We start from the raw sequence: 18,721 nt of genomic DNA, 5'->3' as shown, positions 1-18,721 counted from the left end.
GTATAGTTGCCACCCTTCGGGGCGTAGCGCAGCCTGGTAGCGCATCTGCTTTGGGAGCAGAGGGTCGTGAGTTCGAATCCCACCGCCCCGACCAATAAAGAAAGGCCGTCAACGACATGTCGCTGACGGCCTTTTTGCTGCTGGCGCAGGCGTGCGGCGGGGCTGCCGCACGAAGCGGCCGTCTTCAGGCCAAGCGCAGTATCCGCCGCATCCTTTCCGTCAATTGCTGCTTGATTGCATCGTCCGCGAGGTGCAGCGGCCCCGGGTCCGTCAGCATCATGACGCTGAGCGTTCCCGACAGCATCTGCATGGCGATCTTGATATCCAATTCGACATCCTCGCCTGCCCGGACCGGCATTTTTCGCGCCAGAGCGGGTATGAACAGGGCACTCATATGGCGATTCAGGGCGACCAGCGGACTCGATTCCCGGCGGTCCATCGAAAAAACCTTTAGCAGAGCCTGGAAGATTCCCCGGTTTTGGCGGCAGCCGCGGACGTAGTAATCGACTAGGGCCGCGACAATATCGGAGGCGGTGCCTTCGGTCCAGACGGCGTCCTGCCAGACCAGGTTGTCGGCTTCCGCCTGGGTTTCCGCGACCGCGGCGTCCAGGACTGCCGCAAGAAAGGTTTCCTTGTCTTGGAAGCGGCCATAGAACGCGCCGATGGATGTGCCCGCCAGACGTATTACGTCATTGATCAGCACCAGGTCCAGGTTCGCATGTCGTTCTATCAACTCTCTGCCAGCGCGAATCATCTTGGCCAGCGACTCCTCGCTGCGCAATTGCTGGGGAGGGCGGGGAGCGGCTGGTGATTTCGGAGCCGCGCGGGGAGCCTTGCGCTCCCCGGAGGCGCGTGTCGTCTTGGTAATTGCTTTCTGTGATCGAGAGGTGGCCATGGCAACATCTATCCAACCTGAAGCGCAACATTATGCGGTAGCAGGCGATATCTCTCTTAACAATCAAGCGGGGTCACTGCTCTCTTTCTTATGGCTGACGCCGGTTGTCGAAGGAACGGCCGTAACGGGCGCTTTGCCTGGCGCGGGTGTGCTGAACGTCGTCAGCGGGTTCGACGCGCTGGGTCCGCTGATGTCTGAGCATCCGGGCATCGACAAGATCAGCTTCGCCGGATCGATCCAAACCGGTCGCGTCGTGATGGCTAGCGCGGCAGGCAATCTGAAGCGGCTGATACTTGAGTTCTCGGCGGAAACGACGCGGCCATCGTCATGGCCGATGCCGATATCGACCTGATTGCGCCCCTTATATTCTGGGGGGGCATTCACCAACAGCGCGCAGTGCTGCCTGGCCATCAAGCGCTTGTACATCCATGAAGATGCTTACGACCGGATGGCGCAGGCGCTGGCGAGGCTGGCGCGTGAAACCCGGCTCGGGGCCGGCAACGTCGAGGGCATCCAGCTCGGCCCCGTGCGGAATCGCCGTCAGTTCAAGCGGCTGAAGCGCTTGTTTGAGGGTACGCGCAGCCAGGGGCACCGCCTGGCAGCTATCGGTCCGCCGTGAAGCCTTCGCATTAATGCGAAATACATCAATTTATTGCGATGTTATCAGTTGTAACCCAGAAAATTCCCTTTCGCCATAAGAAGATATACCTAGTTTCAGGTATAGACGAAGAGTTTCAATCATCGTCTAATGCTTGCAGTCAATAGACAAAATGATGCATTGACTTGAGCGAAAAAGCCGGCATATCAGCAACAGTGTGTGCAAGCTTTACATGATGCTCGGGTCCGTAACTGGAAAAAGGCAAGGAGGGCTAGAGGCATGTCAGCGACTGTGTTTTATGAACGGGCTGTGGCGCTGGATCGGGCAGCGCACCAGGACACCAAGATCCAGATTCAGCCGGATCATTACGCATTTGCGCAGGACACGAATGCTCTGCCTATCGCCGCCAGCGAATTCGCCGATGCCGGCCGCCACTATCCGATCGTGTTCGTGGGCGACGACGCTGGCAACTTCCACGTGGCGGTGCTGCTGGGACTGGAAGACAAGTCCAATCTGTTCGTGACCGAGCTGGGCACCTGGAAGGCCGATACCTACGTTCCCGCCTTTGCCCGCCGCTATCCCTTCGTGCTGGGCACCACGGCCGAGGCCGACCGGTTGGCCGTGTGCATCGACGAGTCCTATCCCGGCGTCAATGCCGCGGAGGGCGTGGCCTTGTTCGAGGACGGCAAGGAAACCGGCTATCTGACGCAGATGATGGAATTCCTGCGCGTGTTCCAGGGCGAAATGGAACTGACCAAGAACATGGCCCAGCGCCTGAACGAGCTGGGCTTGCTCACGGCCAAGACGATCACGATTTCGCAGGCCGACGGCGACCGCTATCTGAGCGGCTTCTGGGTCGTGGACGAGCAGAAGTTCGCCGGCATCGATGATGCCCGCGTGCTCGAACTGCATCGCGCCGGCATTCTGCGCCTGATCGAACTGCATCGCGCGTCGCTGGGTAACGTCCAGCGCCTGGCCATGCAGCTGGACGAGCAGCGCCGCCTGAAGGCGCTGCAGCAGGACGCCGCGCCCGCCGAGTCCGCGGCCTGATTCCCGCCGCAGGGCCATGCTGACCGCAACCTTGACTCCCGCGATCGGCCAGGCCCCCAGCCAAGCCGGCGCCGAACCCGAGATCCATATCCCCCTGCACACGCTGCGGGGGGAGCAACGGATCTGGGCAGACCGTTTGCTGTCGGTCTTCAAGAACCGGCAGATCGACGGGGTCGAATGGTCGATGAAGTTCTCGGCCGCAGGCCTGGTCGGCAACCGCTTCATGCTGGGCATACAGCGCGAAAACTGGCGTCAGCTGGATTTGGCCACCTTGTCGCGCGCGCTTGCCATGCCGCAGGCGCTATGGATGCGGGTGGCGCAGGACATGGAGCATGCGCGCGCCATGTTCTTCGCCTATGAACCCGATGGCGCGGCCGGCACGTACCGCGTCTATCTGGAGTTCATGCCCACGCCGGAGGCACTGCGCCAGCATGGCGTGCTGCCCCTGGGCTGCGGCTACAAATGGCACCCGGCGACGCAGCGCGAGGCGGCGGTGACGGCTTACCGCATGCGTCATCTGCAAGACCGCGCGGCGTTCGATGCGCACCTGGAGCCTTATCTGGCCCGGCTCGGCAACCCGGTGTTGCGGCAGGTTGCGCAGCGCATCGTGGCGCAGGCTTGCGGGCAGGCCGATCCGGCCGGCTTCATGTTCCTGGAAGTGGACGAGGCCGACACCCGGCGCGATTCGTTCACGGTGACTTTTCGTGGGGCCGAACTGCCGTTGCGGGCGTTCATCCCCGATCTTCTGCGTCTGGCCGCCAGTCTCGCTTTGGCGGAAAGCGATGTTCTTGGTTTCCTGTTGCCCGACGAACCCCGCAGCCTCTATAGCCTGGCTGCGGGCGCAGCGCGGGACGGGCACGAGTTCCTGACTGTCTACTATGACTGACTACAACAAGCTTCACTTTCCTCCGGCGTTCGCGCGCAAGGGCATGCTGGCGGCGGCGGTTATGGCCGCATTGAACGTGGCGGGCTGCGCCTCGTCCAGCCAGGGGACGCCGGCCACGTCCGTGTCGGCTTCCTCCACGCCGGCCGCCTCCACGCCGGCCGCTGCCGCGACGGCGCCGCAAACCGAAAGCGGCCCGCTCAAGCTGGGGCAGTCCACTCCCCAGGAGGATTCCGGCTTCGGCAAGACCACGCCCAGCGCCCAGATGGACGACGTGGCCCCCGCGCCCGCGCCGCGCTTTGACGAGAACACCGTGTTTCCGGCGCCGGCGTCCTATCTGGCGCAAGACATGCCGGCGTACAACGGCGCACAGTTGCCGGACCAGAGCGATCCGATGACGCTGGACCAGGTCTACATGATGGCGCTGCAGAACGATCCGCAGATGCAAGGCGCTTACCAGGAACTGCAGGCCGTGGGCTATGGCGTGATCTCCGCGCGCGCGGGCCTGCTGCCCAGCGTGAGCGGCGAAATGAATCGCAGCCGCGTCCGCCAGAACGTGGTCGACAGCGAAAACACCGTCTACCAGACCGGCCGCGCCAACTGGGCCGAGAACGGCTGGGCGCTGACCCTGAACCAACCGATCTTCGAACTGGGCGCGTATCACAAGTGGCGCCAGTCGCAGGAGGCCGAGCGCAAGGAAGTGGCCAGCTACGCCTACGCGCAGCAAGACCTGATGCTGCGCACGGCAACCGCCTATCTCAGCGTGCTGGCGGCGCAGGATCAGATCGAGCTGACCGAGGCCGAGCGCCGCACCACGCGGAAGCAGCAGGAACTGGTGCAGGCGCGTTTTCACAGCGGCCAGGAAACCCGCGTGGGCCTGAGCGAAGTGCAGGCGCGCCTGGATATCCAGGATGCCAATACGCTGCTGGCAAAGAACGACTACCTGGACAAGCAACAGGCTGTGCAGGAGATCGTCGGCTACGGCAACCTGAAGCTGCGTCCGGTGCGCAAGGACCTGCCCATGACGCTGCCCGTGCCCAACGATCCCCAGGCCTGGCTGCGCACCGCGCTGGACCAGAACTGGTCGATCCGCGCGGCTTCGGCCGGCGTGGCGGTGGCGGAAAAGGAAGTGTCGGTGCAGAAGGCGGGCTACTACCCCAGCGTCAATCTGCGCGCCTCTACCGGCCGCAACGAGACGGGCGGCAGCCTGTTCGGCGGCGGCAGCACGGTGGCCGATACCCGCTTCACGGTGAACCTGTCGGTGCCGATCTTCCAGGGCGGCTACACCTACGGCATGAGTCACGCGGCGGCCAGCCGCCTGAGCGCGGCCTCGTCCGACCTGAGCCTGACGCGGCGCAAGGTGCAGCGCCAGGTGTTCTCGTCGTTCCAGAACATCGTGATCGGCATGGATCGGATCAAGGCGCTGAACAGCTCGGTGGAGTCGTTCGAACTGGCATTGAAGCTCAAGGAAGAGGGCTTCCAGGCAGGGCTGAACGACATCGTCAGCGTGCTGGACGCGACGCGCAACCTGTACAACGCCAAGCGCCAGCAGGCCGAGGCTGGATACAACTTTTTGCTGGACGGCCTGAAGCTCAAGCAGGCTGCCGGCACGCTGAACGCGGCGGACATCGCGGCGATCAGCCAGCAGATGCTGTAGGACCGGAGGGGGCCTGCGCCACGACGCGCAGGCCGGGCAGTACGCAGGCAAGACCACAGCGGAGCTATCCGGCGATCAGCCGGATGGCTCGGAATCGTTTAAATCAGGGCGTTTCCAGCGCCCGCACAAGAAATGTCGAGCGACGATATGAGCATGAAGAAACTGGCGCGCAAACTCTGGACCGGCCGTTCCTCCCGCGAGGTGCAGCAGTCCCTGTTCCGCAGGCGGCCGCTCTTCGAGGCGCTGGAGCGCCGTTATCTCATGTCGGCCGAACTGCTGGTGCCGCCGCCGCCGCCCGCAAGCGATCAGGCTCCCGTGGTGGCGCCCGCCGATCCCGCCGCCGGCGCTCAAGGCAAGAAACCCAGCGCGCCCGGCTCGCATCCGTACCTGGTGGAACGGGCGGCCTTCAAGGCCGTCACGCAGCACAGCGAGATGCTGACGCTGGAGCAGTACGCCAAGGCCAACGCCACGCGCCAGGGCGACGCCAAGGCCTGGCTGCCCGGGCAGGAAGCCAGCCAGCCCAAGCCGGCCGCCAACATCCCCGGCTACACCACAAACTCTGAACAGACGCCGGTGCGCCAGATCATCTTCGTGGATCCGGCGGTGGACAATGCCGAGCAGATCGTCCAGGGCCTGTATGGCTTGATCAGCGGCAAGACCGAAGGCCTGGACGGGTTGGCCAGGCCCACAGGCGACGGCCCGCAATTGCAGGTGCTGCGCAGCCACGACACCGAGATCATCGTGCTGGACGGCCGCTACGACGGCGTGGACCAGATTACGCAGGTGCTGGGCCAGCACCAGGATCTGGCGGCGGTGCAGATCATGAGCCACGGCAGCGTGGGATCCCTGAAGCTGGGCACGGCCACCCTGGGTTCGGGCCAGCTGGATGCCTACAAGGACCAGCTGCGCGCCTGGGGCGACGCCATGTCGGAAGACGGCGACATCCTGCTCTATGGCTGCAACGTGGCGGCCGGCCGCGGCGGCATCGCCTTCGTCGATAGCCTCGCGGCGATTACGCGCGCCGACGTGGCGGCGGCCACCCATACCGTGGGCAGCGCCGCGCTGGGCGGCGACTGGGTGCTGGACTACCGTCACGGCGCGATCGAGGCCGGCACGGTGACGGTCGCCAGCTGGAACGGCGTGATGGCCAGCGCCACCGGCCTGCAAAGCGGCGGTTCGACCCTGCAGGGCGTGGCGGTCAATGATCATTTGATCGGCTACGGCAGCAATAACACTTTCGTGTTCGACAACAATTCGACCGCGGCGGTGACGACGATCGAAGTGCGCCAGGGCATGAAGCTGGATAACGGCGTCTGGGTGCGCAACGAGGACGACGACAACAGCAACAACACGCTGGATTTCTCGGGCATCCGCGGCAACGTCACGGCCATCATCAGCAACAACGACGCCTATCAGATCACGTACTCGACGGTGGACGCCGGCAACAACTGGACCCAGCGCGTCGTCAACGTGGTGTTCAAGTCCGCCGACGGCTCGCAAAGCCTGAAGATCGGCGACAAGACCTTCAACCTGATCGGCACGGCGCAAAGCGGCAAGACCATACTGGACTACAGCGGCTACGCCACCGGCGTGACGGTGGACCTGTCCGGCCCCACGGCGGACGCCAATGGCGAAGAGATTCCGCCGCCGCCGCCGACCGGGTTCGGCTATGTGCGGGCGATCAGCGGCGTCAAGGGTTCCACGCAGGGCGGCAACAGGATCACGGTGGTGGGCGACACCACGGTCACGATCAACAGCTCGCAAGACATCATCAAGGGCAGCGGCGGCGGCAACACCTACATCGCCGCCGCCGGCACCCTCGGTTTCAACCTGACCCAGCAGGCCGGCCAGAGCGGCAACACACTGGACCTTTCCCAATTCGGCGCAGACGTCACGGCCCGCGTGCAGACCGGCGGGGGCATCAGCGTATACATGGGCGCGGGCGTGGCGGCCGACGGCAGCGTCAACGGCCTGGCGGCCGCGCTGGTCAGCAATCTCGACGTGCAGATGTTCTTCGGCGTGGCGGGCAGGACCACGCTGGATTACTCGGCCTATGAAGACAACGTCACCGTCAACCTGAACTTCCAGGACGGCAATACCGGCCTTTACGATGCCAGCGGCTTGGGCGGAGTGCTGAACATCAGCAACGTCATCGGCGCGGGCGGCGATTATGGCAACGACATCGTCGGCAGCCTGGGCGACAACATCATCACCGTGGCCAATAGCCGCGGACAGAACCGCATCAGCGGCGGCGGCGGCAACGATCTGGTGATCGGCAACCTGGCCGCGGGCGGCGCAACCGAATACATCGCGGGCGTGGAAAGCAACGCCTCGCTCAGTGGCGACAAGACCTCGGCCACGTTGACGAACACGCCTCTGGGCGCGGGCGCCGCAAGCACGGTGACCCTGCGCGGCGTGAACGCCGTGACCTTGCAGGACTATCGCACCATCGACGCCGCCGCTGCGGCGGGCAGCGCCTATCACGCCGCCACCAGCGTCACGCTGGACGGCACGAATTACCGCGGCGACCTGACCTTGATCGGCAGCGCGGGCGCCAACGTCCTGCTGGGCGGCCTGGGCCACAATACCTTTACCGGCTACCAGGGCGCGAACCAGCTGTGGGCGCAGGCGGGCGCGCAGAGCAACACGCTGGACGAAAACGGCCAGTGGAATTTCACGCTCACCAACAATCAGCTGTCGGCAAGCTACGCCTCCGACGGCACTCCGCTGGGCGCCGGGGTGCCGGTCCCGACCCTGAGCAACACGCTGAACGGCGCTTTCAGCGACGCGCGCCTGAACGGCGGCCTGGGTTCCACCCTGATCGACGCCTCGGCCTTCAGCGGCAACACGGTGCTGGTCAGCGGGCTCATGGCGGGCGGCGTGATCCGCGCGGGCTCGGGCGACAACACCCGGCACCAGCTCATGCTGCTGGGCGGGCGCTACAACCTGTATGGCGGCACGGGCGCCAATGCGGCCACCGAACTGGTGGTGGCGGCGGACGGCCTGACCGGCACGGACGGCGCAGGCTACCAGTCGCAGATGGCGGCCAGCGGCGGCGTGGGCTATGTGTCATTCCAGCAGACGGGCGCCACGGGCTGGATCCAGCGCACGGCCAACGAGACCCAGGCCACCGCTTCCACCTATGCCGGCATCTCCAGCGTGCGCGTGATCAGCGGCGAGTATGGCAACTGGATCGATACCTCTCGCTTTGCCGGGACGGCGGTGCTGGACGGCATTGCCGGCCTGTCCAACTATTTCATCATCAGCAATGCCTATGCCACCCAGGTGATCGGGTCCGCCGGGTCGAACACGATAGAGCTGTCCACGGGCGGCAAGAGCGTGGCGCTGGACAACAGCCAGGTGAAGATCGGTTCGGGCGGGGCGCAGATCAGCAGCGTCCACACCAACGTCAAGGACTTCCGCTTCGTGGTGCAGGGCAGCAGCGCCAATACCGTGGATACCACGGCCTACACGGGCGTGACCACGCGGACCTATCTGTCGGATCTGACCTCGGGCTACACGCCGGCGGAAGGGCCTGCGCTGGCGTTCGTGTTTCCCAATCACGGCAATGCGCGGGTCGACGTCGGCCTGGAAGGCGTGCGCACCATCCAGGATCTGCTGGACGCCATCGGCGCCGGCATCATGGTCAACGCGGCGGGCGAGCCGCTGCGCATTGCGGTCGGCGGCCCCAATGCCGGCAAGCTGATTCCGGCCAGCGACAGCACCACGCCCTGGGATTATCTCTATGCGTTGACGGCGAGCCTGGACGCGCAGGGCCGCCTGCAGATCCGGTACAGCCAGGACGCGATCGCGGCGGGCTATTCCGGCGCGTTCTCGCTGGCGCCCGGCATGCAGGCGGCGCTGAACGCCGACGGCACGGTGTCGAACTCCACGGTCAGCCTGTCGGATGCGGCCTACAAGCTGGGCCTGATCGCGGCCGGACAGGTGCAAAGCAGCTCTGATGGCGCGGGCGTGCTGACCGGCGCGGCGCTGGCGATCGGCCATCAGACGCAGTTCGTGCTGGCGGGGTCCAACTCGACGATCCGCTCCGGCGGCGGCGACAACACCTTCGTCGTGAATTACGGCCAGGGCGGGCTGAACACCGGCGCAGGCAACAGCATCGCCGCGCAGGCCGGCGCGCGCAACAGCCTGGTGGTCAACACCAGCGTCGGCGCAGTGCTGTCGAATACCAACGTCCACTTCGTCAGCGGCGGCTCGGCCGCAAGCCAGGTGGCGCTCAACGGCGGCGTGTTCGCGGACGCCACCGTCATCTCCACCAGCTCCACCGGCGCGACCACGCTGGATGCCAGCGCCTGGACCCAGGCCGTCACCCTGGGCAGCAGCGGCGGTTACGACACGCTCAAGGGCAACACCAACAACGTTTCCTTCATGGTGACGCAACCGGCGGACACCGCCGGCGGCACCGTGACCGTAACGCTGGCGTCCAATAGCGGCAGCGGCAACAGCCTGCAGGTGATGGCGCTGGGCGGCAGCGCCGCCTTGTCCAACCTCATCTCCACCACCGGCACGATCGCCGGCGTGACGCTGGGCGCGAATACGAACAAGCTGGACTATGTGCTGGACATCGGCAGCGGCGCACTCGATCAGGCGTTGACGGTCAGCGGCCGCAACGTGATCATCCGCGGCCAGTCGTATTCGGTGCTGCACAACATCACGCTGGATGCGGGCTACGCCCTGCGTCTGGAAGGCGAGAAGATCACCGTCGGCGCCACGAGCGGCGCCAACATCGTGCTGGCCGCGGGAGCGGTCGAGCTGGCGGCGCAGCGCTACCGTCCGTGGCGTAGCGCGGTGGCCCAGATCTACAAGCTGGACGCCGCCATCACGATCAACAACGCGACCCTGTGGGCCAAGGACACGGGCGGATCCGGCGTCAGCCTGAGCAGCAAGATCGACAGCAAGGACTACGACCTGGATCCGCTGATCAAGAACGGCGCGAACCAGGGCGGCGTGCTGGGCACGCTGGCGGGCGGCGTGAACTCGGCCTTCGACGCCCTGATGAAGTTCCTGGACGGCGCCGGCGCTATGGCGGCCTGGGCCGGCATTGAATACAACTCGTCGATCAAGGTCGGCGCGCAGGCACGCCTGGTGTCCAACGGCGACGTGACCATCACGTCCACCACGTCGGCCACGGTCAAGCTCAGTCCGCTGGTAGCCAAGATCGCCGGCATTGCCGTGGGCGTCCTGCAGAACAAGTCCACTATCGACGTGCAGGGCACGGTGATCGCGTCCCGCTCGATCACGATCAAGTCCGACCTCACCAACGAGATGGAGATCGCGTTGCTGCCGGGCCAAATAGGCGCGGTTCCGGCGGTGATAGGCGTGGGCGTGGCGGTGGTGATCAGCGAATCCAGCGTGCACATAGGCACGGGCGCGAGGCTGGAAACGGGGCTGCAGCATACCGCCAATCCGGATACCGGCACCGTCAGCGGCGTGGGCGGCGACGTCACGATCCAGGCGCTGACCAGCCACAAGAGCACGATTTCGATATCGGCCGCGGGTGCCATGGCCGAAAGCGACGACACCAAGCCGGTGACCGGGGCCGACGGCAAGATCGATCCGTCCAAGGAGACGGGCAAGTACAAGGCTGGCTACGCCAAGGTCGGCGTGGCGGTGGGATTCGCGTACAACCAGCTGACCACCGAGGCCTATATGGACGGCACGGTGGTGACGCGCAATGCGGGCAAGGTGACGGTCGAGGCAAAGGCGCAGGACGCCGGCAGCGCCATTGCCGTCAAGACCATCCTGGGCGGCCGCGCGGCCACCGGCAGCGATTTCCTGACGTCGGCGCAGACCGAAGCCAAGAACGCGGCCATCGCCAAGACCGTCAGCCCCATCGTGGGCGGCGCCCTGGGCGGCCTCGGGACGGGCGTGCAGTACGTCAAGAGTTTCTTCAGCGCGCTGGTGTCGGAAAGCCGGGGCGGCAAGTTCGGCGCCAAGATCAAGGAAATCAAGCAAGAGAAGGATTTCGAGGATCGCGCCAAGTACGATTCGGACATCCAGAAGGAAATCGACAATCCCTCCACCGAGTTCCAGGTGGGCGCGGCGCTGGGCATGGCGATGAACAACATCACCACGACCGCCCGCATCGGCAACGGCGTGGTGGCGGCCACGGTCAACACCGCGGGCGGCGACGTCACCGTCAAGGCACAGACGCAATACAACACCCGGCTCACCATCATGAGCGGGGTGGACGATCAGGCGATTGCGGACAAGCAGGCGTTCCTGAACAAGAAGAACAACCTGACGACCAATCAGCCCGAGCGAGCGCCCGGGCCGGACGGTTCCGATTTTGGCGCGGCTGCGGCCGTGGTCATTGGCATCGACGACGTTGCGACGCGAGCGACCGTCAGCCAGCTGGCCGCGATCAATACCCAGGGCGGCGACGTGGCGGTTACCGCCAGCACCCTGAACCAGATCGACCCGATGAAGCTGTGGCTGGTCAATCTGTACGCGCCCTTCGACGGCATCAACGCCAAGTGGAATGACGCCGACGGCACCAAGGCCAAGGCCGAGGTTGCCGGCAAGGCGGCCGCGTCCTTCCTCAACAATCTGCAGGCCACGCTGACCAGCACGGGCGGCATCTCGTCCAGCTTCAGCAGCTGGGCCAGCGCCACGGCCAAGAGCAAGAAACTGGCCCTGTCGGGCGCATTCACGGTGCTGGTGCAGGACACCAAGACGCAGGCGCAGGTGGCGGGCAAGATCAATACGACCTTGTCCGGCGGCACGGCGGGCGATGTGACCGTCCAGGCGGAGAACTCCTCGCAGCGCCTGAACCTGGTGGGCAACATCATCCTGCCGTCGATTTCCCTGGGCGGCGCCAAGTCGCTCCAGCAGGCCGCGCCGCGCGGCGCGGCCGAGAGCCGCTACAGCTATGGCAAGGACCGGGTAAAGGGATTCCTGACACCGAAATTCCAGGGCTTCGACTACGGCAGCAGCTCCAAGGAAGGCTCGGCCATCGGCGTGTCGGTGTACGTGAACGCGGCCAAGCACGATACGCGCGCCGTGGTCAGCGACACCGCCGAGATCAACTCGGGCAAGCTGACGGTCGCTGCGGACAATGAACTGATCTCGGTCACGCTGGGCGCATCGGGCGGCCAGGCCAAGAGCCTGGCGCTCAACGGCGTGGTGCTGGTCAACTCCACCAGCGCGACCACCCTGGCCCAGGTCGGCCGGGGCGCGCGGATCGCGGCCGCGGGCGCGGCGGACATCCAGGCGACGGACGCGACCTGGGTCGGCACGGTGGCGGGCGCCGCCGCCGGATCGCAGGCGGTGGGCGTGGGCATGAGCGTGTCCATCAATGACGTCAACCGCTGGACGCAGGCGCTGATCGGCGACACGCTGCGCGTGGCCGATGGCGCACCCACCGGCTTGCCGGTAGGCTCGTTCTCGGCCGCTTCCTTGACGATCCGCGCAGAGAACAAGGGCTTCGTCGGCAATCTGGCCGTGGCGGGTTCGCGCGTGTCCAGCCCGGTGGCGGGCGCGGGCGGCGGCACCGGCGCGGGCGCCGGCGGCACGGGCGCCGGCGGCACGGGCGGCGCGGGAGGCACGGGCACCAGCATCGATGACATCAAGCTGCCCACCGGCCAGGGCGACGCGGCTCCGGGGGCGAACGATCCCGCGCCTGCGCCGGCCACGAGCCTGGGCTCCAAGCTGGAAGGCCTGAGCGGCCAAGCCACGCAACTGACCCAGGACGCGGGCGCGGCGCCAGGCAGTCCGGCGCCGGCAGGCGGCGCCAGCCAGCAGTCCAAGGCGGGCGTGGCGATTTCCGGCGCGGTGGCCGTGAACATGGTCAATGACTTCGCGCAGGGCTACATCAACGCGGCCGGCATGAACATCACGATCGGCGGCGACGCCAAGATCGAGGCGTTGAACGGCACCCACAGCCTGGCGCTGTCGGGCTCGGCCGCGCTGGCGCAATCGGATACGGCCAAGTCGAATGTGGCCGTGGCGGGCGCCTACAGCATGAACATGATGGGCGGCGAGGCGCGCGCCCAGGTGCTGGCCGTGGGCGAGCTGTTGGTGGCTGCGGATCTTGCGCTGGCGGCGCGGCGCACCGGCGTGGCCGTGACCATCGCCGCAGGGATGGCCGGCGCCAAGGGGCAGAAGGGCGTGGCGGTGGCCGGTTCGGCCGCCGTCGGCGTGGCGGACTACGCCAACATTGCCTTGCTGGGCAATGCGGCCAAGGTGAGCGCGCGCGACGTGACGCTGGAGGCCCGCGACCTGAGCGTGCTGGCCACCGTGGCGGGCGCGGTCGCCAGTTCCGACGGCAAGGCGGGGGTGGGCGCGGCGGTCGCGGTCAATGTCAGCAGCAGCAAGGTCGAGGCGGGCATCCGCCAGGTGACCGAGCTGCTGTACACGGGCCGTGTCGACGTGTCGGCGGAATCCACCCAGGTCGCGGTGGGCTTCGCGGGCGCGCTGGGCGCGGCGCGCGATGGGACGGGCGCGGGCGGATCGGTATCCGTCAATGTCATGTCCAACCGCATCGAAAGCTATCTGGTCAACAGCAAGATCGTCTACAACGGCGCCGCCAGCGGCAGCCACGACGTGACTGTGCGGGCGCAGGACAAGACCACGCTGGTTGCGGTGACCGGCGCCGCGGGCGTAGGCAAGAAGGCGGGCGTGGGCATCGCCGTCAGCTACAACGAGATCGGCAACGCCGTCATGGCCGGCATCCAGGGTTCGACCGTGGATACTGGCGGGCATGGCGCGGTCAAGGTCAGCGCCAAAGATACCTCGTCCCTGGGCGGCGGGGCGGTCGGCGTGGGCGTGGGCATGGGCGAGGCGAAGTTCGCGGGCGCGGGCTCGGTGCAGGTCAACCGCGTCGGCTCCGCGGTGGCTGCCTATGTGCTGCCCAGCCGCGACGGCAACGGCGCGGTCACGGCGCGCAGCCGCATCGACGCCACGTCGCTGACGGTCGAGGCGACAGAGAACAATACGCTGGTCGCGGTGACGGGCGGCGTCGCGGTTACGGCGGGCGGTTCGGTGGCCGTGGGCGCGTCGGTCAGCGTCAACGAATTCAGCTCTCGCACCAGCGCGCTGATCGAGTACGCGGATGTGGACGTTAGCGGCAAGGTGGACGTGTCGGCGCATTCGTCGCCGCTGCTGGTGTCGGTGGGGGCGGCGGGCGCGCTGTCCAAGAAGTTCGCGCTGGCCGGCGCGGTCAATGTCAACATGATGCGCGCGGCCACCGAGGCCCGCATCAGCGACAGCACCGTCAAGGCGGGCAGCCGGGCAGGCTTCACGGGCGACGCCGTGCGCGTCAATGCCTCGGACGCCTCGGCGCTCTATGCCATTACGGTGGCGGGCGCGATCGCGACCCAGGGCGCGGCGGTAGGACTGGCCGTGGCCGTCAACATCATGGGCGGCAACACGGCTTTCGACCGCAATCTGCTGGCCTTCGACAACACCACGCTGGCCGATTCGGGCGCGGCCGTCACCACGGTGGGCGTGGCCGACAACGGCGGCGCGGCCGCCAATCCCAAGGTCGCGGCTGCCATCCTGCGCAGCGACGTGCATGCGGTGCAGGGCAACGTCAACGTATTTGCCGGCCTGGTGGACCCGATGGCCGCGGGAGGCAATGCCCAGCTCAACGGCGGCAGCCAGTTGCCGGTGGGCGACGGCGACATCCGCGTGGACCAGGGCGGCAGCACGCTGACCTTCACGGGCGATGCGGCGGCCGTCATCAACGGCGCCAAGGACGACAGCGGCAACGCCGGCATGCCGGCGCAAACCGGCGCTGCGGGCGGCGAGTTTTCAGGCTGGCAGACCGGCGACGGCGTCTACCTGAGCTCGGGCGCGGGCAACATCACGCTGGCCGACGGCTCCGCCCTGCGCAACGACCGCGTGTATTACGTGATCCGGCGCGCGGCCCCCGACGGCCAGGCCATCATCCAGCTGGCGGATACCCAGGAAGACGCGCTGCGCGGCAAGGCGCTGCAATTCGGCAGCGTCGCCAACCTGGCGGCCATCGGCTTTGCGCACGTGCGCATGCAGGAGGCCACCAGCGTCAACCTGCAGCCCTTCCACGGCGTGGACGCTGGCGTGACGGTGAATGCCGCCACCCATACGCTGACCCTGACGCAGCCGTTCGCGGGCGTGCAGGAGGGCTCGGCCATCGTCTACAGCGGCTCTGTCGGCGGCAACGGCCAGATCGAGGACGTGCTGGCCAACCGCATCCTGGCCCAAGGCAAGGACGTGCTGAAGGTCGGCGTCACCTATTACGTGTTCAACCTGAGCGCCGACCAGCGCTCGTTCCAGCTGCGCGACGGCCAGGGCAATCTGGTCGACTTCAGCGGCGCGGCCGTGGGCGGCGCCTTGCAGCGCTTCAGCGTCAACAATCCCGCAGGCGCAGCCCTGAACCCGGACGGCAGCCTGACGCTGCCCAAGGCCCATGGCCTGGCCACGGGCGACAAGGTGGTCGTCAATCTGGCGGCAAACGGCGTGCTGACTGGCTTGTCCAATGACCACGTCTATGTGGTTGAAGTGGTCAACAGCACCACGCTGCGCTTCAAGGACGTGAACGGCACGCCGGTGGCGCTGGGGACGCTGGGCTACGTGTCGGAGTTCAATGCGGGCACCAAGCGCTACGAGTACTTCCTGGCGGACGCCAACGGCGTCAAGCTGCTGGACGCGCAGAACAAGCCGATCTCGGTCAACCCGGACGCGATGATCGCGTTCACGCAGGTTGCCTTGGTGCGCCAGACTTCGCAGACCTCGACCAGCACGGGCAGCGACGGCACCCAGAACACCAGCATCACCCAGGGTACGCCGACCGATGCGACGCTGTCGGCTTCGTCGGCCCAGAGCCAGGTCATCGGCGAAAACAGCTTCTCCTTCGCCAGCGATGCTGGCCTGGCGACGGGCGACGTGGTCATCTACCGCAGCCAGGGCGCGAACATCGCCGGCCTGGTGGACGGCCAGCGCTACTACGTGATCAACGCCTCGCAAGGCGGCGCCTTCCGCTACCAGCTGGCGAGCTCGCTGGACAACGCCCGCGACGGCATCGCCATGAAGCTGGGCGCGGCCACGGGTACGGGTGGCATCAGCCTGCAGAAGGCGGTGGACCGCATTACGTCCGGAGGGCTGATCTCGCTGGATATCGGTACGCTGACGCAAGGCCATGCGCTGAGCAACAGCATGTTGAGCATCACGGTGGCGGGCGCGGGCGGCAAGTCGCTGGGCGGCGCGGGCGCCGTCGGCGTGAATATCTCGCGTTCCGAGGTCAGCGCCATCATCGACAACACGGGTGCGGCGGCGGGACAGAAAGTGCGCGCCGAGGCCGGCGCGGTGTCGGTATCGGCACAGGATGCCAGCCGCATCGTGACGGCCACGGGGGCGCTGGGCATCTCCACTACCCAGGGCGCATCGGCCGCCATTGGCGCGTCCGTGAGCGTGGCGGACATGCGCAACGACGTGCGCGCGGCGATCGCGCAAGCGACCGTGGAGGCCCAGGCCGTGCAAGTGCGCGCCGAGGAGCGCGCCAGCATCTACAACGTGTCGGTCGGCCTGGCCGGCGGCGCGGGCGTGGCGGTGAGCGGATCGCTGGCCGTCAACACGATCAAGAACACCGTGCATGCGCAGATCCGCGATTCGTCGGTGACGGCGACCTCGGGCGATATCCGCATCGCCGCGCGCGACGTGGCCAGCATCGCGGCCTTGGCCGGCAATGTGGCGGTCTCCGTGGGCGGCCGCGTGGCCGCGGGCATGGCATTCGCGGTCAACCAGATATTCGACACGGTGTACGCGGGCGCATTGCGTTCGTCCCTGTCCGCCACGGGCGATATCGTGGTGCTGGCCAGTTTTGCCAAGCCCGATGACCTGTCGCCCGGGTTGAACGCGCAGATTTCGGCCATGGCGGTCAGCGGCGCGGTCGCGGCCGGCGGGTCTGGGGCCAATGTGGGCTTTGGTGGATCGGCAGTCCTGAACTGGATCGCCAACAGCATCAAGGCCGAGATCGGCGAGACCGCGGCCGGGCAGGACGTGACGGCGGGCGGCGATATCGTGGTCCGGGCCAGCGATGAATCCACGATCAACAGCCTGGCGGGCGCAGTGGCGCTGGGGCTGGGATCGCAGGGCGCGAGCGTCGCGGTGGGCGCCAGCCTGTCCTATAACTACCTGGGCGGCGCGCCCGCGGGCAACGCGCGCGAACACTCGATCTCGGCGCAGATCCGCGATACGCAGGGCGCCGTGCGCGGCGCGCACGTGCAGGTGGCTTCGCTCTTCAAGGGGCAGATTCATAACGTGACCGTGGCGGGCAGCGTGGCCGTGGGCACGGCGGCGGTGTCGGTGGGCGGCGCGGTGTCGGTGAACCGGCTGAACAGCAAGAACGAGGCCGGCATCCGCAACGCGCGCCTGGTCGAGGCGCTGTCGGCGGGCGGCGCGCCGGGCGTGGCCGTGCAGGCGCGCGACGACGGCTACGTGCTGGCCGTGGCGGGCGGGCTGGGTGTGGCGGTGTCGCCGGGCAGCGGCGCGGGCATTGCGGCCGGCGTGTCGGCCACCCACAACACCGTCAACAACCAGACCCGGGCCTATATCGACGGCAGCAGCGCCAGCAATGGCAGCCTGCGTACGGAGATCGGTTCGGCTAATGGCCTGGCGGTGGACGCGATCAATGACTCGCGCATCGTGTCGGTATCGATCGGCGTGGCGGCGGCGGTCGCGGTGGGGCAGGGCTTTGCCGGCGCGGGCGCCGGCGCGGGCAGCGGCAACACCATAGGCGGGTCGGTGGAAGCCACGTTGAAGAACGTGTCGCCGCTGAACAATGGCTATCTGGACGGCGATGTGCGCGTCAACGCCGAGAACACGGGAACCATCGTGACCGTGGCGGGCGCGCTGGCGGTGGCGGTATCCGCGGGCGGCATGGGCGCCGGCGCCTCGGTGGGCGTATCGGTGGCCATCAGCGAAATCAGCACGACGGTGCGCGCGCGGGTCGACGATTCCATCCTCCGCACGCGCGGCGGCAGCCAGGGCGTGACGGTGTCGGCGTCGGATCGCGCCGCCATCACCGCCATCGCGGTGGGTGGCGCGGTCAGCGTGCAGGCCGGCAGCGCCGGCGTGGCGATCGCGGTCGGCACCAGCGTCGCGGTCAACAAGGTTTTCAACACGGTGCAGGCCGAGATCCGGGGCGGGCGCATCGAGACTGGCGGCGCCAGGCTGTCGGTCAGCGCGATCCAGCAGGCCGACATCCTGTCGGTGGTGCTGGGCGCTTCGGTGGCGGTGTCGGTGGGCGATAGCGCCAACGCCGCCATTGGCGGCGGCGGCGCGCTGGCGCGCAACGTCATATCGGCCAGCGTGAAGGCGGGTATTGCCGATGCCGTCATCGATACGCGGGACGCGGGCGGGGCGCGCGGCGCGCTCGATGTGCGGGCGCTGGGCTTGTCGCAGATCGATGCGGTGGTGTTGGGCATGTCGGCGTCGGTCTCTGTCAGCCATTACGCGGCCGCGTCGGCATCCGTGGGCGTGGCCATGGCCGAGAACGTCATCGGCTACGACGTCAATAGCGCCGGCCAGGTGGTTGCGCTGGGCGTGGGCAGGCCGGTCAACGAGATCGCGGCGTCGATCGACCGCAGCGCCGTCATCGCGGGCGCGGTCACGGTGGATGCGAGCAATGTGAAATTC

5 protein-coding genes, 1 tRNA gene and 1 pseudogene (1 of these 7 only partly in view) are annotated in these 18,721 nt (G+C 67.1%); 6 read left to right on the top strand and 1 reads right to left on the bottom strand.

Annotated features, from left to right (window positions below):
- Positions 1-17: 17 nt before the first annotated feature.
- Positions 18-94 (top strand) — tRNA-Pro (locus tag ACM1PE_RS20640).
- Between the two features lie 90 nt (positions 95-184).
- Here the strand turns inward: ACM1PE_RS20640 and ACM1PE_RS20635 are convergent.
- Positions 185-895, bottom strand: coding sequence for a TetR/AcrR family transcriptional regulator (locus ACM1PE_RS20635; RefSeq protein ID WP_419340812.1), 711 nt, complete (start codon positions 893-895; stop codon positions 185-187).
- Between ACM1PE_RS20635 and ACM1PE_RS20630 the strand changes: the two are divergent.
- The 5 genes and pseudogenes from ACM1PE_RS20630 to ACM1PE_RS20610 form a co-directional block, all read left to right on the top strand.
- Positions 894-1,514: pseudogene (locus tag ACM1PE_RS20630) on the top strand (aldehyde dehydrogenase family protein). The gene ACM1PE_RS20635 and the pseudogene ACM1PE_RS20630 sit on opposite strands and share 2 nt — an antisense overlap.
- A 258-nt stretch (positions 1,515-1,772) precedes the next feature.
- Entirely contained in the window at positions 1,773-2,543 is a 771-nt protein-coding gene (locus tag ACM1PE_RS20625) for a SapC family protein (protein WP_059380151.1), read from the top strand.
- 16 nt (positions 2,544-2,559) lie between these two features.
- Positions 2,560-3,429 (top strand): hypothetical protein, encoded by an 870-nt coding sequence (locus ACM1PE_RS20620; protein WP_059380150.1) that lies wholly within the window; start codon positions 2,560-2,562, stop codon positions 3,427-3,429.
- Positions 3,422-5,083: a TolC family outer membrane protein gene (locus ACM1PE_RS20615; protein WP_419340810.1), complete on the top strand. Its 1,662-nt coding sequence runs from the start codon at positions 3,422-3,424 to the stop codon at positions 5,081-5,083. The genes ACM1PE_RS20620 and ACM1PE_RS20615 overlap by 8 nt, the downstream gene beginning before the upstream one ends.
- A 147-nt stretch (positions 5,084-5,230) precedes the next feature.
- Positions 5,231-18,721 carry the start of a DUF4347 domain-containing protein gene (locus ACM1PE_RS20610; protein WP_419340809.1) on the top strand. 18,423 nt of this gene lie beyond the right edge of the window, so 13,491 of the gene's 31,914 nt are visible here — the first part of the coding sequence; its start codon is at positions 5,231-5,233; the stop codon falls past the right edge of the window.

Source organism: Achromobacter sp. PD1, from assembly GCF_048541815.1.
GTDB classification, from domain to species: Bacteria; Pseudomonadota; Gammaproteobacteria; order Burkholderiales; family Burkholderiaceae_B; genus Achromobacter; species Achromobacter bronchisepticus_A.
Note: the sequence above shows the minus strand (reverse complement) of the source record. Positions and strands in the feature narration are given on the sequence as shown.